A 21866-nucleotide genomic window follows, 5' to 3' on the forward strand; every position below is an offset into this window, starting at 1 on the left:
ATTTACCAATTTTATATAACAGCCATGTATCATAACTGTTCTCATTTGATTACAGCCACATAACAAATTGATTGCTCTTTTTAGGAAGGTATATAACAAATTCTGTTTACTTACTGATAGCTGTCAGAAAAACGGCGATATAGTCATATACTCTCCTTATGGGAATCATGGGAGGCATGAACATGTTGGCTCAACTTGAGAAACTGGTAGGCAACACATTTAAACCGCATGAGCTTGATGAACTTTGTGCACGGATCACCGGTGGACAGCGAGAATTTCGACGCTTATATTGGGAAGATATTGTTGGCTTGGAAAATATGTCCTATCAAACAAAATCCGGAATTACCTATGTCATTGAATTTAATCTGTATAAAGATGACGGGGAGTTCGATAGTGTTCTTGAGGTCAGTGATGTTGAAGAGCTGGATCGTACAGCACCTCCTGCGAATTACCATAAGCTGTACATAATTCTTTTCGGCATTATCATTATTTCTGTAGCTGTTTACTACTTATTCTCCCTATTTCATTAGATGATGATTTAACGTAATTTGCACAAACAAGCAAACAGTGTCTTAAATGAGCGAAGGTTGCTTCCTGCGCTTGCTTGGTTCATAATAATTAACAACATGATCTGCTGGAAACTATTGCTGATTGACAAGCTGTTATTAGTCCAATCATTTTTGCCGAGCTGCCAATCTTAAAGATACGGCAGCATTTTGTTTATCTTCTGTGATTGATTATTTGGAGGTTTTTAAAATTCAACTGGAACCAACACGTATTGTAAGGCTCCCTTTTGTCACTGACTTGAAGTGTGATCAATTAATTCCCTCAAAAATAAATGATCGGAATCATTTTTATCCCTATGCCATTCATGATAACGAACGTATTTTTTCAGGAACGTTCGCTCTCAATAACCGTGACGTTGCTCTTGTCGATTACATTGGCATTAAGAACTTCAACATATGGATTATCGAACCGCGCCGCATGTTTATCGAGGGAGACCGTGTCATCGTACAAATGAACGATCGACGTCTTTTTGCCGGAAAGTCGAAACTTCTGACCGATCGTTCATTGATTTTAAGGGATAATGAAGACATTAATTGTGACGTGCTTGATTTTGCTGATGTCCTTTTCATCGGGCGATTTGCTCGCGGCATCAGTACACTGTGAACCGCATCTCGCATCTCTGTCTGCTCGAAAATGAAAAAAATATTCTTTCAATCATTAGATAAACCAAAGCCTCCAAAAGTTAGCATTGTGGTCCAACTTTTGGAGGTCAGTTCATTCTAGAGCTTTCAGTTTATATTAATGAACGAAACGATGTGATTAATTTTCGTAATGGAAGGCTTGCTCACGTATGAATGGATAGGTTTTAATCGAATGAGCGTCCAAGTCTTCATGAAACAAATGAATGGCTGTAATCTGCCGGTTATCATATCCATGATAATAGAAAGTACCCGATTCAATGCACATTGCAGAAGTATAGATGGTCACATCCTCTAAACCGTCCGGAGTCACAACAGCTCCCTTTGGAAGATCGCATGTTGATAAAATGTGAAAGAGTCCGTTGATACCATCACGTTCCGTTTCGATACCAGTAATATTATTTTTCCAGTAGGCGGCACGCACAAATCGAGACGGTGGTGTGAAATCTCCGGGCAAACCGACTGATCCAGAACCTTGGCCGAATGCAGACAATTCCAATCCTTCCCATCGAACAGGTTGCAGCTGGTTCGTCTGTAATCCGATATATTGTCTCAGATTGGTTAAATGCCACGAAAAATCAGGACTGTTTGTCATGACACCAGCCGGATTGTCATAGACTTTAATCGTCTTTTCCAGTGGCTCGACAACAATACTTTTGCCCGTCTTGTCAGATAGAATCCAGTGAAGCGGCGGGATAACACCCATCTGTTCAACCAGAAAGTCTACAAATGTGACATGAGCAAGTGCCTCTTTTAGTTCTGTAATGCTGCCGAATTGGGACAAGCTCCAGAGCACAAAATCATGAGGGGCAACTGCCTCCATTCCCTGACCACGCACAGCATTGTAAGATGCAAAACCCGAGAAATAGAGTGTTGCGCAAGTCAAGCCGGCCTCATTCATACCGTCTGCGTACACAACAAAATCGTCTGAAACCGATGCCATTCCGATTATTCCGTACTTAGTTTTTATACGATTTCCAGAAGCTGCAGACATCCAAGAATAATTTCTCGGCATAATGGTGACCGTCTGACCCAGATCCATTGCAAAGTCCATCGTTCTGCCAAACAGGTGATGCCCATCCGTTGTTTCAAGTGTCAAACTTGTACACATTTCAAGCTCCCCCTCACAATGCTATTGATTTTTTCAGTATAGCATACCATTATGGTCATTTGGGAACCTTGAAATCCTATCATCTAACACTTTTCAGATGCTTAATGATCGGAAGCAACGACTCATTTCTTTGTTCAAAATAACCACGCATCGGATTGATCCCTTTAGAAATACGTTCCAGTACCGTCGCAATCGTAAATAATTCAATACGGAGCGCATCATTTACTTCATCCCAAAACAATGGAGCTGCTACGGTTGCGCCTTCCTTGCCTCTGGGAGAGTAGGGACAGATGATTGTCTTTCCTTCTGCATGCTGAACATAATCGATATAAAGCCGACCGCCCCGATACTTTTTCAATCGCTCGGTTGTAAAGTGTTCCGGTGACTGACTCACGAGAAGATCGGAAATGAATTTAGTGAACAATCGCGTGTCTGAATAGCTGAGCCCAAGTCCTGAAATGGGAATATGGATCTGAATCCCTCTGCTTCCTGACAATTTTGGGAAGCTGACAATGGAAAGACGCTCGAAAAGCACGGACATCGCTACTGCTGCCTTAATTGCCAGCGGGAACGCCGAGCGATCAGGTGGATCTAGGTCAAAAATAATTTCTTTCGGTTGTTCCTCTCCTGCCTGTTGAAAAGGAATATGATATTCAACAGCGAGTTGATTGCCAAGCCAGACCAGAGTTGTCGCGTCGTGACACACAATGTAGCGAGTCCCGTCCTCTTCATAAGTACGAATGAATTCGGGTGCATAATCCGGACAATTTTTTTGAAAAAAAGACGTTCCGGGAACACCATGCGGAAAGCGGATAACGGTTAACGCACGATCAGATAAAAACGGCAACATCATCGGCGCCGCTCTATTTAAATAGTCGATGAATTGTTGTTTATTTATTAATGGATGCTGCCATATCGGCTTCTCCGGATGGGTAATCTGGATGCTGCGATCCAACAAAATCGATTCCGCTGTTTTCATTCATTCATCTCCTCAATCCTGCATTGTTCGGGACTTACATGAACAAAAGCCTGTATGCTCGGCTGTCTGAGTACCCCGCTAGCTGTCCATTCCTGAAACGCAACCTTGACAGTAAGCTGAGGCTGCATCCATTGTGCTTCCGCACTTCGATCCACTCGATTAACAAACGGATTCTCTTCTCGTCTCAATCGGTTGGCGAGCACAGTAACCAATTTCCAATCTTCTTCTGTTAATTTACCTGTCCCCACATGTCCAATATAAACAAAATGTCTTCCTGAATCATACAATCCGAGAAGCAGAGCATTAACTGTACCCGATCTTTTGGTCACTCCTCCAACAATTGCGATTAAATCACGTGTCACTTTAATTTTTCGCCAATTTTCATTTTTACCGTTAATAAGGTATGTGCTGTTTTGTTCTTTTGAAACAATGCCTTCCATGTGCCGTGCCTTTACAGATGCAAACAGTGACTCACCATCTTTAAACATCGGCACAAGTTGAACTTGATCACTCACCGGCAGCCATTTCTTCAACAGTTCTATGCGTTCACAAAGTGATCGCTCATTAACCCATTCTCCATTACAGAAAATCAAATCGAAGACCATATAAAAGACAGGAACGGCATGCATCAGCATTGGAATACGTGACTGATTGTGCACGCTGTCCCTCTTCATGACCTCGTGAAAAGATGGCTTTCCATGAGAATCCAACGCAATAACTTCCCCATCCAGGATGAATGAATTCGCCTTCGTGTTTTGACGAATGATATCAAGTTCAGGATAGTTTTTCGTTCGTTCATTTTTTCTTCGGTTAAACAGTCGCAGTTCATGTCCATCGTAATAAGTTAAGATGCGTATGCCGTCCCATTTCACTTGATGAATCCAATTCACTCCGGTTGGAATTTCCGTTTCACGAATCGGTTCGAAGGGTACAATTGGTTGAAGATTCATCGTTTAGACCGTCTTTTTCCGGCGTGCGGTTGTTTTTCTTTTTGGTTTGGTTTCCTTTACACTTGCTTCAAGTGCGGAAAGCAAGTCGACGACATTCGGTTGTTGCGCACGACCTTTCTTCTGTTTTGCAGGCATCCCTGAAACCTTGTCTTCAATTAATTTTTCCAGCTTTAATCGGTAGTCGTCTTTATAATGCTCCGGTTGAAAAACAGTTGTCAGCTGATCAATCAACTGATTCGCAATCATCATTTCTTTCGGTGCATTATCTGTCTTCAGGTCACCGAGGCCGGGAACCTCACTGACACTGCGGACCTCATCCGGGTAATACAATGTTTCAAGCAGCATTCCGTTCTCAAAGCTGCGGATTGCAGCAAGATGCTGTTTTGAGCGAATGATAATATTAGCAATCGCGATTTTATTTGAATCCTGAATAGCCTGCTTCAATAAAGAAAACGCGCGCAAACCATTACCACTGTCCGGACCAATGAAATAGGATTTTTCGTAATATATGGGGTCAATTTCATCTAATTTCACAAAATTAATTATTTCTACATGCTTGTCTCCGTCCTCTTGGAGATCATTTAGTTCCTGTTCGCTGATTGGTACAAACTGCCCCGGCGAATATTCGTATCCTTTAACTATTGCTTCATTCTCGACTGCTTTTCCGCATTTCGAACAGGTACGTGTATAATTAATCGGTGCCATACACTCCTTATGCAGCATTCGTAAGCGAACGTCTTTATTTTCGGTCGCAGTATATAATTTGACGGGAATATAGACGAGCCCAAACTGTATGGAGCCTTTCCACATTGTTCGCATCTTGTTCACCTCGGCATTAGTATGTGCGCGTGAGCAATCCAATAACTGCGAACTGACTATTTTCATTATTTTTACAGAAAAAGGGCAGAAAAAAAGCCTCTCAAATTATTGAGAAGCGAAAAAAGGATGTTACATATCAGAAACAGAAGGCAATTCATATTATATAACTTGGAATAAAATAAGCACAAGTTTTTTGTTTTTAAAAAATCACCCCAAAATTTTTAAATGAACAGCAACCAAGTGCAGAAACAAAAAAAAGGATCTTTCTCAAGATCCTAAAAGGGGGGTTATTACTTTCACGAGTTACAAGTTTAGCATAACAGAGAATGAACAAAAATTCTACAAATTTGCAAATATTTTATTATAATAATGTTTTTTCTTTATTATTTGTTTTTTCCCAATGCTGTAGCTCTTGCTGCACTCCTGCCTTTTCTCTAATTGTTACAATCAAACAAATAGAGCTTACCAGAACGCAATCATCAGGCTGATGACAATGACCCAAAATGGTATGCAGATCACCATTGCCCATAACGCACCTTTAAAAAAATTACCCTCCATGTCCATCACCTCGTTACTCCGAATCAAGAATGACCTTCATCGGCAGTATGTCCGTAACGACAACATGAGATACGATTTTACCTAATTTATTCAAAAGGTGCAAAAAAGGCGATTTGGCTCGTTCATATCCCCATTCAAAAGACTTGAACCAACATAATATGTATTATCAGGCAAAAAGTTCATGATGTCTGATAACCGCCATATGAGTGCCCCTCCTCATCACTCCCTAAACGCAGCGGTGTCGCTTTCGCGACAAAAAGAGAGCCGGACTGGATATCCGGCTCTCTTTTCTATTGATCACATTTATTTCTTCAGCTTAAACGATTGGGAAAATGCGTCAACCGGCTTGCCGTCAAACGTATAATAAGTGACTTGAGCAGTCTTTTGTTCATTATCATAATCAAAAATAACGAATGTTCCTTCTTGATAATTACGCGGAAGCCGCAAACTTCCGGGATTAATCACAATCATACCGTCCTTTTGGAATGCACCGGCAAAATGTGTGTGACCAAAACAAACAACATTCGCCTTCACTTCAAGTCCACGGTAGCATAGTCGTGCGGGAGATTGGCGGACGCCGAGCAAATGCCCATGCGCAACAAGAAAGGTCAATCCACCAATCTTTTTCACACATTCATTAGGATAAGCACCAGGATAATCACAGTTTCCTTCAACAGCTGCTGCAAAGCCTTCCATTTCCGGACAATCCGGCTGCAGTTCGGAATCGCCGCAATGGATCATAAAATCGACCTTGCTTGCATAGCGTTGCTTCAACTCAGCTAATTCATGAGTAAAACCGTGGGTATCACTGACAATTAAACACTTCATTCAGTGTCACCAACCCAGCTTGTCCATCGTTCTTGCAACTGCTTCAATGCACGAGCACGATGGCTGATCTTGTTCTTCTCATCATCGCCCATTTGTGCAAAGGTCAAATGCCGTTCCGGAATCAGGAATAGCGGATCATAACCGAACCCATCTTCTCCGCGTCGTTCCATTGTGATGAATCCGTCACAGCGGCCTTCGGCAAAGTGAGTCGGTTGGCCGGGCTTGCTGATTGCGAGTACACAGACAAAATGTGCTGTTCGCTCGCTTTCAGGCACGCCTGCAAGTTTTTTCAACAACAGATCAATATTATGCTCACTGTTCTTATCCAGACCTGCGTAGCGTGCGGAAAAAATCCCCGGTTCGCCGTTTAACGCATCGACACACAGCCCTGAATCATCTGCCAAGGTGATCATGCCTGTCTCTTGAGATAATGCTTCCGCTTTTAATGCAGCATTCTCACGAAATGTTGTTCCAGTTTCCGGTACATCCGTGTGAATATCCATATCTTTTAAAGAAAAAACTTCTGCATCGAATTCAGCAAGCAGTGCTTTAAATTCTTTTATTTTTCCTGGATTATTTGAGGCAATCAATACTTTAATCACTTATTTGTTCCCACCTTTTGTTCGACAACTAAATCGCCAAGAATGGTTTTTTCTGCTTCAATCAATTCATGGATTCCTTTTTTTGCAAGTGAAAGCAGTTTCGCCAATTCCTCTTCACTAAAGGTCGCTTCCTCGCCGGTTCCTTGAATTTCAATAAATTCGTCGCGACCGTTCATGACAATGTTCATATCAACATCAGTAGTCGAATCTTCTTTATAACAGAGATCCAATAACGGACCATAGATCGGATGGATGCCCACCGAGGTCGCTGCAAGATAGGATCTGATCGGCATATGGCTGATCTGCTTCCGTTCAAGTGCATGTCTGAATGCCAGTACCGCCGCGACAAAAGCACCTGTAATGGACGCGGTACGCGTACCTCCGTCCGCTTGGATGACATCGCAATCAATCCACAATGTGCGTTCGCCCATCGCCTCAAGATCGACAACGGAACGCAGCGCGCGGCCAATCAAACGCTGAATTTCCATGGTTCTGCCGGTCACTTTTCCTTTAGTAGATTCACGCATATTGCGCTCAGGCGTGGCGCGAGGAAGCATCGCATACTCTGCGGTAACCCACCCTTTTTTATGCCCACGCAAAAAAGGCGGCACGCGGTCTTCAATGCTCGCATTGCAAATCACTTTTGTTTTGCCTACCGAAATAAGTACCGAACCTTCTGGATGAATAATAAAATCCGGTTGAATTTGAATAGACCTTAGTTCGTCGCTTGCTCTGCCGTCTGGTCTCATTACTTCAATTGCCCCCGTGTCCATTATTAGGGCTCCTTTTTTAGCAATCAGCTTTGTTAAAGGATCTCGTTGTTCATACTATTATTGACTCATTCAGTGCAAATGAGCCAATAAACAACCTCATCGTTTAATCACCTAGTGCAAAAAAGAAGAGAAGCCCTGTCTGCTCCTCTTACTATACCATATTTTCATTAATTAAATTACAGGCCGGTCGCATCAACCCAATCGCGAGAAACCGCTCCGGATAATGTTTTCCCGGATTCCAAAGTCATCTTTGTCGCATGCCCTACTTGTATCGACACCTTTTGAATCGCTGGGTCCCCTGTAAGTGTGAGAACAAGACTGCGAACGACTTGATCATTGATTGTCTTCGCCTTTTTATTATCATAAATAGCACTGTTAAAATGGAGATATACCGTTCCATTCTTGATTTGCGGTTTTTCAGTCAACTGAATATCGGGGTTCATCGGTGAAATGAGTGCCCCTGCCGCCGGTTCGTGAATGAGTGCATTGACGAGGCCGGTTACGCGATCCGAACCGACAGTCCCACGAACTGTTACCGGAACATCGTAGGTTTTTCCTTTGTTGGCAGCCATATAATAGACCGTAAGCGGTTCACTGCCGCTGACATCAGCCACATCGCCGGTGACTTGATTAATCCCGTCCGCACGTGTAAGTCCTCTGCCAACTACATTTTTAGTTGACGGCCATGCTTCCATTGCTTTGCCGTCAACTGTGATTGTCACTGATTTTACAGCCTGAAATTGAGTGAGCGTCCAGACAATAGACTGAATGGCTTGCCTCTGACTCGCTGCGGGTGTATCAAGCAGGTCCTTAGAAAAATCAGCTGTTGCATTACCCCTTTGATCTGTAGATACATTCTTTACTTCCGTCCCCGAAGGCAGTGTTGCCTGAAATCCGTTTGGTAACAAGTTGGAGACCGGTCCGTCAGCAACCAAATAGTTTAATACCTGCTTTGTCACCGCATTTGTTTTCGGCAAACCGACCATTTGTGGGACAACAAATCCATTGGCATCAGTTAAATACAAGACTCTTTCAGTAAATTCCTGATGCTTGCTGGTTTTAACCAAATCGGACTTGCTGTTTACATACTTAACGCTATCCGGTTCACGATCAGCCATGCCGCCGCAACCTGCAAGCAGCGCCATCGATACTGCAAGACAAGCGCCAGCCAAAACGAATGATGTTCGACGATACATAATGTACCCTCCTCGTAAATCCCTATGGGTTGTACTAACATGTATACGAGCCATCCAATCGAATAGACCTTTGTTTTTTTGAAAAGCTGTTTTTCTTAATTCTGAAACTAAGGTTTCATTCTTATTATTTAAACAATGAGAAAATTACACCAAATAATGATATACTTTTGTATAAAATAGTGATTTTTTTACATACCTGCTTGTATCACGTGGAGGTGTTTCCCCTGATCCTTTTTAAAAGAAAGCAGCAGCACAATGAAATCCATTCACAAAATCATTCAAACAACCGTAATTCAATGGGCAGAATACAAGTGGCTGCCGATCAGCTGAAAGGCGTTGTCGAACAGCTGAAGCTCGCTGCAGAGGCTTTGAACGAGTCCTCTAGTTCAAGCCAAACCAGTGTTTCAGAGTTCAAAAGACATACAACGCATACTGCTGAAAGCGCAGCGCAAGTTAATGAACAAATGCATGTAATTCAAAACTCCGCACAAACAATACTTTCAATTGTGAGCAGTGTGCAAGCAGACAGCGAGCAGGCTTATCAAGATCTTGGTTCTTCTTTAGAAGCGGTCAGCGGATTAGAAAAGACCATGTCAGGCATCTTAAATGGTCATCGCGAGCTTATGAGTCAAATGAATGAGCTTGTCGCACATTCAAGAAAAATAGACCAAGTCTTCCAATTGATCGGTTCCATCTCCGAAGAAACGAATATTCTTTCGCTAAACGCTGCTATTGAGGCTGCCCGGGCAGGCGAAGCAGGAAAAGGATTTTCCGTTGTCGCGTCTGAAATTCGCAAACTTTCTTCTGAAACGCAGCAAGCGGTGCACGACACAAAACAGACCACACAACTGATACAGAAGGAAATCAGTCGATCGACTGAACGTGTCAATAAGGAAACAGCCGAAATTGACAAAGGATCAGAAAAATTGCAGCACATTGTCGCAAACTTAAGCGACTTTAAAGAAAAATTGGAGACGATCATGCTCGGCAGCAAGGAATCTGCAGCTTCTGTTAATGAACAAACAGGAAGCATCTCCACAATTTCTGATCTAATTAATCAAATTTCAGCAATGACACAGACGAATCAAGCGCTTGCAGAAACAGTTGAACAAGACGTGTCGAACCAATTCACCAGCATTGATCAAATGCTGGCATTGAACAAACTGCTAATTGGCACCTCAAATGAGCTTCATAACTCGATTCAACAGGATGAACGTATGGCCATTCAAATCAACGCAAATCAACTGAAATCGATGAAGCAGTCAATCCTGCAATTCAGTGAGGAACACCCGCTCGCGCCTATTGAACCTGCACAGCATAAAAGGATCCTGAGCATTCTTAAGGAAAGTTATCCCGAACTTGAAGCGGTCTGGTCGAATTTTCCCGACGGTTCGTTTGTTTATTCAGAGCCGGCAGCTGCTCTTGCAAACGCAGGTGCGCGAACTTGGTTTGTGGAGGCAATGAAGGGTTCGCCATATGTGTCAAAACCTTATTATTCTGCGATTACAAAGCAGCCTTGCGTTACGTTGTCCTTTCCTATTTTCCAATCCGGACAAGTAATCGGTGTTTTTGGAACAGATTTAACGGTTCATTGAAATGGTGTAACATAAGAAAAACCGAGCAAAAAGCGCCCGGTCTTTAATCTCCAGCCATGTGTGATTGGTTTGTGTCTTTACGGTGCTGAATCATCGCTCCGGTTGCTCGCATCAACTGAGCGCGACCGCGGGCGCACCGCGAGCCTCCTCAGACAAGCAGAGAAATCTGCGGGGTCTCGCTGGCACCTGATCCTGCAGGCGTCTCGCACCTTTGCTTTGATTCTCGGCCAAGACACTGGTTTATTCGTTTAAATACGGGGCAAATTCTTATACTTTCTTTACTTGTTAGAAAACTCGGCTTCGCCAAGCCTCTGGAAGGTGCGAAGCCTTAGTTGCACTTACACTAAAGTCCTCTAGATCTTTATATCTTATTTGTGCAAAAAGTCCGAACAGACTATGCGTCTATTCGGACTTTTTATTTCTATACATTGGTAATGGTCAGCCATGCTTGACACTGGATATGGAACGCACGCGATTGGCGGCACCGAATCCTTTGGCTTCTTTAATAATATACAACGGACGATCTTTTGTTTCGTCATAAATTCGACCGATATACTCTCCGATCACGCCTAGAATGAACAATGTGAACCCGCTAAACAAGAGTTGAATAACGATGAGCGAGGTCCATCCAGGCACGGTGCTTGATGTGAACAGCTTTAACGATAAGGCAACGATCATATAGACAAATCCTGCCAAAGAAAGAAATGCGCCGCCATAAGTGGCTAATTTCAGTGGTTTATATGAGAACGAAGTCAAACCATCGATTGAAAGCTTCAGCATTTTCTTCAATGGATACTTTGTCTCGCCGGCCAGCCGTTCATCACGAACATACTCAATCGCCGTTTGCTTAAACCCGACCCAGCTGACAAGCCCGCGTATAAACCGATTTTTCTCGGGTATGCGCTTCATTTCATCACATACGCGCCGATCAATCAAGCGGAAGTCACCTGTATCAAGAGGAATATCGATGTCTGTTGACATTTTCAGTGTTCGGTAGAAAAGCGATGCCGTGAGTTTCTTAAAAAAGGTTTCACCTTTTCGTTCTACTCGCTTTCCGTAAACAACATCATAACCTTCCTCCCATTTTTCAATCATTTTCAGGATCAATTCAGGTGGATCTTGAAGATCCGCATCGATGACAACGACAGCCTGGCCAGTCGCGTAATCCATGCCTGCCGTTATCGCAATTTGATGTCCGAAATTACGTGAGAACTCGATAACTTTTACGTTCGTGTCTCCTTCGGAAATATAATTCAGCAGCTCCGAAGTTCGGTCACGGCTTCCATCATTGACAAACAGCAACTCATAGGATTCATAAGTTCGATCCATGACTGTTTTCAATCGCTTATAGGATTCGTAGATCACTTTTTCTTCATTGAATACCGGCACCACTATTGAATATTTAACTGTCATGGCCATGCCTCCTTTTTCTTTTATACCGCACTGCACCATTTTTTATTTGTTATAGACATAGAGCGTCGATTGCCCTCCTGATCCGTTTTGACTGCTTGAACTCGAATCCGAACTCGACCATTCACTTGCCTTGACCTCTGTGCAGTTCTTCTTAATCCAGTTGGTTACGGATGCGTTCTGTGCACCGCCTTGATTTCCTGAGATCAGGAAGTATTTAATCTCTCCAGCCTTCACCATCTTTTCCAATTTGCTTACGGTTAATGCAGGATCACTGCCTGCGAATCCGCCCATTGCCATAACCGCATAGTTTGTTTTCATCATGATGGAATATGCGGATTGAGCGCTTGGCACGGCAAGAATAAACTTTTCACCCGTGTAATGCTTGCGCAGATAAGTAAGCAGTTTAGTACTGACTTGTTGACGCATTCCGCCACCGCGATTCATGCTTCGATCCGAAGTGCTGGTTGACGATTGGTCGGTTTGATTTTGTGACCATTCATTTGGACCTTGTGAAGCCCCTGAGGCACCAGATTCGCCATCGATCGATGGTGCCTCTCCTTGACTGCCGCCAGGTCCTCCGGTTCCGCCTCCAGGGAAGCCTTTCCCATCTGAACGTTGGCCGCCCATACCTGACTGTGTTGAACTCGGCCCGGCAATAGGAGTCGAACTATCCGTCTGATTAAACGTTGATGGAAGTGTCCAATACAATGGAGCAAACAGCATTAATAGTACACTTGATCCGGCAATTGCTCCTTGAACTTTCCGATCGGCCGTTCGCCAGACAATTCCAAAACCAATTGCTAGTATACCGGCTACAATAAGCAACACAGTCCAGATCGTTTCAATACTATTCTGGTAAAAGATAATTGCCTCAAAAAGAAGCGTTACACCAAAAGCGATCGGGAGAAGATAACCGCGCCAAGAGCTCTTTGCATCACTGAAGTCTCGCCACAGATACGAAAATCCGATACCGACCAACGCCGCAATCGGTGGTGCCATCAAACTTAAATAATATTGGTGGAAGAAACCGGCGATGCTGAAGAAGACCATTGCCGGAGCAAGCCATGCAAGCCAGAAAATTGCAAAACTATGTTTTTCATTCAGCTTTCTGCGACGGAACCAGTCAGCCACAATCGCAATAACTCCGAAGAGGGCAAAAGGTAGAAGCCAGCTTGCTTGTCCGGATAATTCTTTTGAAAAGAGGCGCAACGGTCCTGCGCTCCCGGTGCCGAACATCGACCCCTGATTTCCGCCGCGATTGCCACCCATTCCGCCTGGCGGTGTTCCGCCCATCTCGCCTCCGAAACTATTTTCTCCGGAAGAAGAATTTGGATTCTGTAAATTCTCTGATGCATTCGTTCCGGTTTGCGTTCTCGCTCCACTTGGCATTGTTCCCGTTTTTTGCCCTCCGGCACCCTGTTGACCGGTCAATCGTGATACGCCGTTATAGCCGAGGGCTAGTTCAAGAACCGAATTGGTCTGACTCCCGCCGACGTAAGGACGCTTACTGGCTGGAGTAGAATCAACAACAATCGCCCACGAAAGAGAGACTCCTGCCAAAACAACGGTTGCAGCGAGAAGATGGAGTATTTTTTTCTTCCAATTGATCTTCATAGCCATCCAATAAAAAAGATAAATCGCAGGAACAATCATAAATGCTTCAAACATTTTTACATTAAAACCAACGCCGATCATGGCAACACTGAGTAAGAGCCAGCGAAATTTAGTCGTCGATGCCGCTTTCACCACTGCCCATGCCGCAATGACCAGACAAAGAATCAGAATACTGTCCATGTTATTTGTTCGTGTTACGGCTATAAAGATCGGCGTGACCGACATGACAATACCTGAAATAAATGCAGCAAGTTTGCCAGCCTTATGCTTCACCATTTGGTATACAATCACTGTGGACACAACCGCCGCAGCGGCTCCGGGAAGCAGAACACTGAAATTGCTGAATCCGAATAATTTGGCGCTTATTGTTTGCAACCAAAGCGCAACGGGGGGCTTGTCAACCGTAATAAAACCTGCAGGGTCGAATGATGCATAGAAAAAGTTATGGAAACTTTTCATCATACTCTTTACAGCTACTGTGTAGTACTCATTTGTATCTGCTTTATTAAGCAGAAAGAAATTCATGAATCCTGAAAAAAGAATGACACCGATTAAATAAAAATCAATTCGTTTACTTTTAAATAAGTTCATCTTGAACTCCTCCTCAGGCAACAATAGATCTGAAATAAACACCTGTACTCGTCAGCACGAGCTTTTTGCTTAACAATATTATGACAAGCCAATCTTAAAGAATGCTTAACTCAAATCAATTTTTTGTGTAAAGGAATTGCCATAAAAATTAAGAAAAACCGAGCAAAAAGCGCCCGGTCTTTAATCTCCAGCCATGTGTGATTGGTTTGTGTCTTTACAGTGTTGAATCATCGCTTCGGTTGCTCGCATCAACAGAGCACGACCGCGGGCGCACCGCGAGCCTCCTCAGACAAGCAGAAATCTGCGGGGTCTCGCTGGCACGCGATCAACAGGGCCGCACCCGCAGGCGTCTCGCACCTCCGCTTTGATTCTCGGTCAAGACACTGGTTTATTCGTTTAAATATGGGGTAAAATCTTATACTTTCTTTACTTGGAACAAAATCGCTAACGCGATCTCACCACGCTCCAGATATACCTAAATTACCTGGAGTTTTTTCTTACATGTTCCATTGTGCCTCTACAGAATGGACACACAATTTCAACTTCTTCGCCTTTGTTCAGGTCATAACCAAATTCTTCGACGACAAAGTCAGGCACCTCATCTTCTTTCCCACACTCCACTCAAAGGCAATGACCGGCATTTCTTCATTTAGACCTAATGGGTCTTCTTCTAACCAGTCCAAACCTAACTCTTGATTAGCTCGTTTTTCTTTTCGTTCATTTTCTTTCCTCCATCTCTGAATCCAGGGGACATCTTCCAAATAGTGATAAAAATAACCGTAATTGGCATGCCAGATTTCCGTTAGCTCCATTTCTCGCTCGCAGCAGGGACATAGGAATGAATTTTGATGAAGAGATTCAATCATCAATTCACGGTAGGTTTTTCTTTTCTTCTTTATCTAGAATAAATGAAAGCTGTTTCGTTCTTTTCTTACAAATGAAAAAGAACGAGATGAAGTTGCTCATCTCGTCATTTATCCTAGTTAATTTTTTTTAGTGCTAATTAACGCGCGTTTTCGTCAATGACTGCTGCAGAAAGCGAGTAGCCAGTAACACCGATTGTAAATAGTGTTGGCAAATCAATAATGGCACCGCCAACCGTAACCGTGTCAATCGTATAGGTAAGAAAATATTGGTTTTCTCCGAGTGGCGGATTTTCATCAACAGCATGGAACGATGTCGTGACTGTGCTGAATGCAGTGGCAAGCAGAGTAGCTGCTGCCGCTGTCAATGCAGGGCTTGAATCTGTAGTCGCAAAAATCGGCACCGGACCATTTCCGCATTCATTAACACGCAAAATTTGGAAAGTTACAGGTACACCGAGAACAATTGCAACAAGTGCAACTACTACTGCTGGTGTCCATTCAATTGTAGCATTAAGTTCCACGCGTTCGTCTCGATCAGCCACGCAAACCTGAGTTTGTGCAATGTTTGTTCCAAATACAGTCGGGTCAACTACTGGTCCCGGTATTACTGGTAAGGATGATGTTTGACTGTTGTTAAATTCCCGCAATAATCCCTGTTCATCATCGTCTCTTTTGCATTTGTTGCAACCGCACTTTTTTTCGCATGGATCATAGCAACCACAATCATCGTGCCTGCGGTTGGAATAATTCTTTTTTCTGTCTCTATCTTCATCAAAAAAATCATAACTCACTTCAATCACTCCTTTTGTTTTGATACTATATCCTATTAATCTGCACACGCTTTGCATGGATAGTTGACGGAGTCTTTTCGCACATTTTTGTCCAAATGACTGTTTTTAGACGAATCTCATATGGTAAAGGTCCAGCAAATCCTCTGAAATAACGGATAGAGGTCTAACAAATAATAGGAGTTGATTAGAAGTGAGGGCAAGAACCCAAGTAATGAAAAATGATGCAGAAATCCTAACGATGAATTCTGTAAGAGAAACGATTATTCAGCATATTCATTATTTATTTAATCGTCGATTCACATGAAAATTGAGATCAAAAAAGTCAAGATTAACCGTAGAGGCTAAAAAATTTTTCTGCCTATTCCTATACAATAGACTTATATAGCCGTTTAATTTCCTAGACAACAAAAAGAGATGCGGCGCACCCGCATCTCTTTCTTAATTAATCTCACGAGGAACTTATTTATGGAATCATCCACTGCAGCACGTAAGCCTGAATAAGTGTAATGATGCCGGTAATCGCGACGAAAAGCAGACTATGCTTAATTGTAAATCGGAATAAGCTGCCTTCCTTACCGACCAATCCGGTTGCCGCTGTCGCAACAGCAATGGATTGTGGTGAAATCATTTTTGCAGCAACACCGCCGGTTGAGTTGGCCGCGACAAGCAAAGTCGGATCGACACCAATTTGCTGTGCGGACACCTTCTGCAGATTAGAAAACAATGCATTTGACGAAGTATCCGAACCGGTGAGAAATACGCCGATCCAGCCGATAAACGGTGACAAGAATGGGAAAATGGTGCCCGTCGAGGCGAGCCCAAGTCCAAGTGTCGCGCTCATGCCCGAATAGTTCTCAATGTAAGCAAAGCCGAGAACAGATACAATCATTACCAAGGGAAGAGCCAGCTTTTTTAATGTTAGGCCAAAGGTTAGTGCCCACTTCTTCCAACTGATACCAATTAAAAATTTACTTAGTATACAGGTCACTAAAATAGCCGTTCCGGTAGCTGCAATCACATCAAATTTATAAATGGCACCATAAGCCGTCGTCTTGGCAACAATCGGCTTCACTTGTTCGATCATCTGATCCAGTCCGGGTATTGGAATCATTAACGTTGCTTTGCTCAGAAGCGCCTTAATGCTTGCGGATCCGCCCCATACACAAATGACAACAACGAGCAAAACGAATGGTGACCATGCTTGCACGATTCTGCCAAAAGAAAAGCTGTTTTTATTTTGCAGTTGTGCCGGAATTGGCTCTTCTTTTTCATCCTTGAATCGGAAAATGGATGTCGGTTGCCAGAATTTAAGCAGAAGGATAAGACATACCATACTGACAATTGATGAAGTCACATCCGGTAATTCCGGTCCTAAGAAGTTCGATGTTACGTATTGCGTACCGGCAAAGGAAATCCCGCATACAAGAATTGCCGGCAGCACTTCAATTGTCCGTTTCCAACCTGCCATAATAAACACCAGCCAGAATGGAACAAACAAGGATAAAAAAGGGACCTGCCGACCAACCATTTGGCTGATTGAAAGTACATCAATGCCAGTGACTTGCCCGGAGGTAAGAATCGGAATACCGACACCGCCAAACGCAACCGGCGCCGTGTTGGCAATTAAGCACAACCCTGCTGCATAAAAGGGATTGAAGCCAAGTCCGGCAAGCAATCCCCCTGCAATCGCTACCGGCGTGCCATAGCCCGCCGTTCCTTCAAGAAATGCGCCGAATGAAAATGCAATCAATAATGCCTGAAGACGGCGATCCTGAGTGATCGATGCAATCGAATCACTAATAATTTGGAACTTGCCTGATGCCACTGTTAATTCATACAGAAACACTGCCGTGACAATAATCCATCCAATCGGCCATAGACCCTGCAATCCGCCTAATGCAGTTGCTTCAATGGCTAAATGGACCGGCATCTTATAGACTACAATTGCTTCGACCACAGCAATTGCAACCGTTAATAAGCCCGCCTTATACCCCTTCATCTTCTTAATTGCTAAACACCAGAAAAAGAAGACAAGTGGAATACAGGCTGCCACAAACGACAGAAACATATTACCCATTGGGTTGTAATTCTGGGCCCATTGCATTGATTCATTCCCCTTCCGCACGTTAAATTAGCTTGATCAGGAAAAATAAATAAAGCGCTTACATTTATTGATTTTACATGTGCACATTCAAATATGCAATTTCGGCGGCCATTTTTTGAACATTACGTGAACAAGAAAAGACAGGCTGGATCAACCTATTCGAGTAATTTGTCGAACGAATAATACTTTAGTCACATATCAGTTTTTATTAAAATCAACGATAATAAGAGGTGAAAAAATTGCTAAAGGAATGACTATTTTGAACTTTGAGTACCGGTTGACATTATTTTATAAGAAACTTTCAGTCTGGAATCTCGTATTTCGGCATATGAAAAGCCATCTCTGCATCTTTTTGGGATTAACCTTTTGCCCTACGATTGGCGTATCACTTATTGCAGCTTACATCGTCCCAATTTTTGTACAGCTTTCCTGGTTTGTCAATTCTCTTTTTTGTCTTGTCACTTTTGAAATCGCCTTCTTGATAAATCTCAACTATTTCTTATTTCCTCTAGCTGTGAAAAAAAGCAAACAGTTATATCACACATCTTTTCATTTAGAGGAATGGCGTGTTCTTATTTATGCAGCCGTCAAAGATTTTTTGAAAACGAATAATTCCATTAAAGATTTATTTTTTTTAATCAAGGATTTCAATGAACAAAAAAAGGAAATGACAAAGTCATTTAAGAAAAAAGCTTTTTATCACTTATCGTTAAGCGTGTTCATTCTTTTTACCTGCATCTGGCTTTCGTTCAATTTTTGGTTTTTTGATCATATTGTCGCTAATCGTGTCCCTGACGCTTTTCTTTATCTCGTTCTTTCTTTCATCTGTTTTCTCCTATTTGTTCTCATTTTGTGGTGTATTCATAATGAACTAGATAGTTTGTTCCATTTTCCTGTACCAACTCTGTCCAATCTCATCCGGATTCTGGAAAATATAGAACTTGCGCAAAACAATGAAAGAGTCGCTGACATCATCGATAAAAAAACAGCAACCGTTGATACAGAGATTGTCAGACGCATTATTGCTGAAAACACATGACATTGCAGTATTATTTAGGAGCATCACGCCGTCAAAAGAAAGATAGAATCAAAAATTAAGGATTTATTAATAATTAACTACTATTATTAAAAATGTGTATCTTTGTTCAATAAATGAAGGGAAGCGACTCTGTATGAACATTCAATCCATTGGGTCTTCAAGCAGTACATATCAAACCGGAGGAACCTCCGATTCAAGCACAAAAATTGAAGCGCTTGAAAAGCAAGAAGAAACATTAGAAACTCAATTAAAGCAATTGGAATCCCAGAAATCGGATCAAGAGGATCAACAAAAACAAGTTCAAGTGATTCAAGCACAAATTCAACAAATTGAGGCGCAGATCCAGCAGTTAAAATCCCGTTCTTCACAAAATGGGAATACAAGCGGCGCGCAGGCACAGTCGCAGGTTGCTTCAAATCAAATTGAAGCCGGCGCTGCTGTTTCCGAGCAGTCACAGGACGGCGATCAGCTGACGATTAGTCAAAACAGTCTTGCACAAAGTGAATGAGTGAAATGAAACAGCGAGCATCCTTTAGGGGATGCCCGTTTTGTTTTATTTACTTTTTAAATGGGCAGTTATTAGAAAATCTCAGCTAACTTTTCTTCCGAAACAACCTTTATCCCATTCTTTTCTAACAGGGCAGCTGTAACACCGCTGCCTTCAATTTTTTGTCCATTAAATGCACCATTATATATTTTTTTGCTCCCGCACGAAGGACTATTTTCCTTGAGAACAACCGTCGTCGCATGAAGCTCCGTGACTTTTTTCAAAGTCAGATTGGCACCTTTAATATACTGCTCTGTTACATCCGTACCCGATTTGGTGACTACTCGGGCAGTTCCGTTAAGGACATCCTTCCCGTCACCGCCTACAATTTCTGCCGGTTCCCTGGGAATTAAAAATCCTCCAAGCAATTCTGGACATACAGAAACAGCCTCTCCACGATCAATCAGCTGCATGATTCGATTATCCAAACAATGCGATCCATTGTACCTTACCGCGAGTCCTGCAAGGCAGGAACTTACAACAATCATTAAGACACCTCATTTTTTAATTTCAACCATGACTCATATGTTTTTTCGATAACATCGGCATTCATGGACCCGGTTGAATTTGTCTTTAATCATTTCCTCTTCTTCTCCTGCATAATGCGCAAAACAACTAATGGGTCTCACTTTTTTTAAAGATGATTTAATAACACCATTCAACTCATTGTTCTCCATAATGACATGCAGATAGTGATTCACTTGGTGAAAACCGTTTTTCCGATACCAGTGATTCACCCATTCATCATCACGTGTATAGGCTTCCAGCTGATCAATATTCCGTGCTTTGAGTCTTTTTTCTGCTTCATGCAGCAATTGCTGCCCAATTCCTAGACGCTGAAAATCGGGATGGACAGCCAAGTTCCAGATCATCCCGCCTAATGATGAGCATTCTGTGCAAACTGTCTTGCTTGCTTTTTCACATTCGATGTCAATCAGGCCGACAATCTTTCCATCTTCAACCGCAACAAGTTCAATTGAGGGGTGATCATAAGTTTCCTTTTCCTGTAAAACATTATCATAATAGGCTGTATGTAAAAAGGACAGAACGCGGCAGCGCAGCCAGCCTTCTTCATCATCTGTCTGGTATTCTCTAATTAACAATTGAGAAGCTCCTTTTTATTAGGCATTTTTTATCGTGTTTATGATTTTTATGTATTGCAGATCTCCCAAACCATATTGAGGAAAAACACGAAATAATTCGTTTACGAGTTCATCTTGAGAACGATCTCTATTTTTTTTTATAAACGCCGTGATCTCGTTATCTTTCTTTAGATACTCTAAATAGAGCTTGATTCCCTGGTACATAACAGGCATTAATTGAAGATTTGGCAAACAATGATGGATTAATACCTGCACATAAATTTTTTTATAACCATCCGGAACAAGTTCCGTTTCTTCAACCTCATAAGTCGTTTCGTTCACTTTCTGGAAGAATACCTTTCCTTTGTACTCGATTTGATCCAAATAGGCCAATACAGTTAAAAAATTCATTTGACAAAACATGTCATCCCCGAACCACAAAACAATACACTCATAATGTTTTTCAAAAAGAGGTTTTAAAGGAGCAATTGTGAGCTTCTCATATTTTGCTAATGATACTTGATGTCCGAACGCTCTCATTTTATTAAAAGGTTCACTAAAAATTGTTTGATGTGTGTCGTTTGAACACATGGCTTCATTGAAGGGAGCAAAATCACCCCTGCCCATTAACCCTTGTGTAGAAAATTCTTTATACATCATTTCGCCGTTTAAGATATTCAATATGCTCTGATCAAACTGATCCGAAATTTGATCCTGCAACGCTTCAATCGCTAGCTTCCGAGAAACATCCACCAAAACACCGCCTCCCGTATCCTGCATAGTTATTCACTATTGAACGAAGAAACCGTTCTTCTCGCAATAACTTTGACATTTTCCATATATCACAGTATCAGTTTACTTGTAGACTTAATGATTAGGATAATTTAATCTTATCGCATTTCAGAACAAAATAAAGCCGCAAAACTGCCTGTTTTCTAAAGCTAAACTTTTCACTGCCGAATCACGATACTTCACTGATTTAATTCAAATGAATCAACAGAAGCACCTGTGAAAATAATCAGTAATTCCTCTTGTAATAAATTGAAACTATCCGCAAAAAATAACGTATTTAGAAGGGATATTAAAAACTAAAAAATTATGCTCTCAATCCATTGCCATTTGGCAACTGGATGAAAAATTGACTTAGATAAATTGCTGAATATTCATACATGACAAACAGGCGAAGGGGCAATAATTTGAGAA

Annotated in this window: 21 protein-coding genes; 5 read left to right on the forward strand and 16 right to left on the reverse strand. The window is 42.3% G+C overall.

Annotated elements, in window-relative coordinates; all coding sequences use genetic code 11:
* Nucleotides 1–182 precede the first annotated feature (182 nt).
* Complete coding sequence (locus tag NOM01_RS01130; RefSeq protein WP_255745647.1) at nucleotides 183–530, forward strand: hypothetical protein; 348 nt, start codon at nucleotides 183–185, stop codon at nucleotides 528–530.
* A 211-nt stretch (nucleotides 531–741) separates the two neighbouring features.
* A complete protein-coding gene (locus NOM01_RS01135; RefSeq protein ID WP_255745648.1) occupies nucleotides 742–1170 on the forward strand; it encodes a hypothetical protein in 429 nt (142 codons plus the stop codon).
* A 156-nt stretch (nucleotides 1171–1326) separates the two neighbouring features.
* Here the strand turns inward: NOM01_RS01135 and bsh are convergent, their stop codons facing one another.
* From bsh to NOM01_RS01175, 8 genes are all read right to left on the reverse strand, one after another.
* Nucleotides 1327–2316: a choloylglycine hydrolase gene (gene bsh / locus NOM01_RS01140; protein ID WP_255745649.1), complete on the reverse strand. Its 990-nt coding sequence runs from the start codon at nucleotides 2314–2316 to the stop codon at nucleotides 1327–1329.
* 79 nt (nucleotides 2317–2395) lie between these two features.
* On the reverse strand, nucleotides 2396–3295 hold the full coding sequence (gene ligD, locus NOM01_RS01145; protein WP_255745650.1) for a non-homologous end-joining DNA ligase: 900 nt from the start codon (nucleotides 3293–3295) through the stop codon (nucleotides 2396–2398).
* Nucleotides 3292–4245 carry an ATP-dependent DNA ligase gene (locus NOM01_RS01150; protein ID WP_255745652.1) on the reverse strand — a complete coding sequence of 318 codons (954 nt, stop codon included), beginning with the start codon at nucleotides 4243–4245 and terminating at the stop codon, nucleotides 3292–3294. The genes ligD and NOM01_RS01150 overlap by 4 nt, the downstream gene beginning before the upstream one ends.
* 3 nt (nucleotides 4246–4248) lie before the next feature.
* Complete coding sequence (gene ku, locus NOM01_RS01155; protein WP_255745653.1) at nucleotides 4249–5064, reverse strand: non-homologous end joining protein Ku; 816 nt, start codon at nucleotides 5062–5064, stop codon at nucleotides 4249–4251.
* Nucleotides 5065–5925: 861 nt separating this feature from the next.
* Complete coding sequence (locus NOM01_RS01160) at nucleotides 5926–6450, reverse strand: metallophosphoesterase family protein (protein ID WP_255745654.1); 525 nt, start codon at nucleotides 6448–6450, stop codon at nucleotides 5926–5928.
* Nucleotides 6447–7052: an XTP/dITP diphosphatase gene (locus NOM01_RS01165; protein ID WP_255745655.1), complete on the reverse strand. Its 606-nt coding sequence runs from the start codon at nucleotides 7050–7052 to the stop codon at nucleotides 6447–6449. Before NOM01_RS01165 ends, NOM01_RS01160 begins: the two co-directional genes overlap by 4 nt.
* Nucleotides 7049–7801 carry a ribonuclease PH gene (rph, locus tag NOM01_RS01170; RefSeq protein ID WP_255745997.1) on the reverse strand — a complete coding sequence of 251 codons (753 nt, stop codon included), beginning with the start codon at nucleotides 7799–7801 and terminating at the stop codon, nucleotides 7049–7051. The genes NOM01_RS01165 and rph overlap by 4 nt, the downstream gene beginning before the upstream one ends.
* A 200-nt stretch (nucleotides 7802–8001) precedes the next feature.
* Entirely contained in the window at nucleotides 8002–9021 is a 1020-nt protein-coding gene (locus NOM01_RS01175) for a GerMN domain-containing protein (protein WP_255745656.1), read from the reverse strand.
* A gap of 311 nt (nucleotides 9022–9332) precedes the next feature.
* Here NOM01_RS01175 and NOM01_RS01180 point away from each other — a divergent pair, with 311 nt between their 5' ends.
* A complete protein-coding gene (locus tag NOM01_RS01180; protein ID WP_255745658.1) occupies nucleotides 9333–10616 on the forward strand; it encodes a methyl-accepting chemotaxis protein in 1284 nt (427 codons plus the stop codon).
* Between the two features lie 438 nt (nucleotides 10617–11054).
* Here NOM01_RS01180 and NOM01_RS01185 read toward each other — a convergent pair whose 3' ends face one another.
* The 5 genes from NOM01_RS01185 to NOM01_RS01205 form a co-directional block, all read right to left on the reverse strand.
* Entirely contained in the window at nucleotides 11055–12035 is a 981-nt protein-coding gene (locus NOM01_RS01185) for a glycosyltransferase family 2 protein (protein ID WP_255745660.1), read from the reverse strand.
* Between the two features lie 36 nt (nucleotides 12036–12071).
* Nucleotides 12072–14234: an ArnT family glycosyltransferase gene (locus NOM01_RS01190; RefSeq protein WP_255745661.1), complete on the reverse strand. Its 2163-nt coding sequence runs from the start codon at nucleotides 14232–14234 to the stop codon at nucleotides 12072–12074.
* Between the two features lie 557 nt (nucleotides 14235–14791).
* A complete protein-coding gene (locus NOM01_RS01195; protein ID WP_255745664.1) occupies nucleotides 14792–15046 on the reverse strand; it encodes a hypothetical protein in 255 nt (84 codons plus the stop codon).
* 191 nt (nucleotides 15047–15237) lie between these two features.
* Complete coding sequence (locus tag NOM01_RS01200; RefSeq protein ID WP_255745666.1) at nucleotides 15238–15891, reverse strand: hypothetical protein; 654 nt, start codon at nucleotides 15889–15891, stop codon at nucleotides 15238–15240.
* Nucleotides 15892–16354: 463 nt separating this feature from the next.
* The gene (locus NOM01_RS01205) at nucleotides 16355–17995 is read right to left on the reverse strand and encodes an L-lactate permease (RefSeq protein ID WP_255745669.1); all 1641 of its coding nucleotides are present in this window, start codon (nucleotides 17993–17995) and stop codon (nucleotides 16355–16357) included.
* Nucleotides 17996–18662: 667 nt separating this feature from the next.
* On the opposite strand from NOM01_RS01205, the gene NOM01_RS01210 reads away from it, so the two are divergent.
* Both NOM01_RS01210 and NOM01_RS01215 read left to right on the forward strand, forming a co-directional pair.
* A complete protein-coding gene (locus NOM01_RS01210) occupies nucleotides 18663–19034 on the forward strand; it encodes a hypothetical protein (protein WP_255745671.1) in 372 nt (123 codons plus the stop codon).
* A 133-nt stretch (nucleotides 19035–19167) separates the two neighbouring features.
* The gene (locus NOM01_RS01215) at nucleotides 19168–19542 is read left to right on the forward strand and encodes a FlxA-like family protein (protein WP_255745673.1); all 375 of its coding nucleotides are present in this window, start codon (nucleotides 19168–19170) and stop codon (nucleotides 19540–19542) included.
* 71 nt (nucleotides 19543–19613) lie between these two features.
* Here the strand turns inward: NOM01_RS01215 and NOM01_RS01220 are convergent, their stop codons facing one another.
* Genes NOM01_RS01220 through NOM01_RS01230 form a run of 3 tightly spaced genes read right to left on the reverse strand, consistent with a single transcriptional unit; the run spans nucleotide 19614 to nucleotide 21416 of the window.
* Nucleotides 19614–20069, reverse strand: coding sequence for a 2-thiouracil desulfurase family protein (locus NOM01_RS01220; protein ID WP_255745674.1), 456 nt, complete (start codon nucleotides 20067–20069; stop codon nucleotides 19614–19616).
* A gap of 33 nt (nucleotides 20070–20102) precedes the next feature.
* Nucleotides 20103–20684, reverse strand: a complete 582-nt coding sequence (locus tag NOM01_RS01225) for a GNAT family N-acetyltransferase (protein ID WP_255745677.1) — start codon at nucleotides 20682–20684, stop codon at nucleotides 20103–20105.
* Nucleotides 20685–20702: 18 nt separating this feature from the next.
* On the reverse strand, nucleotides 20703–21416 hold the full coding sequence (locus NOM01_RS01230; protein ID WP_255745680.1) for an AraC family transcriptional regulator: 714 nt from the start codon (nucleotides 21414–21416) through the stop codon (nucleotides 20703–20705).
* Nucleotides 21417–21866: the final 450 nt, after the last annotated feature.

It is taken from the genome of Sporolactobacillus sp. STSJ-5, from assembly GCF_024385605.1.
Taxonomy (GTDB): Bacteria; Bacillota; Bacilli; order Bacillales; family Sporolactobacillaceae; genus Sporolactobacillus.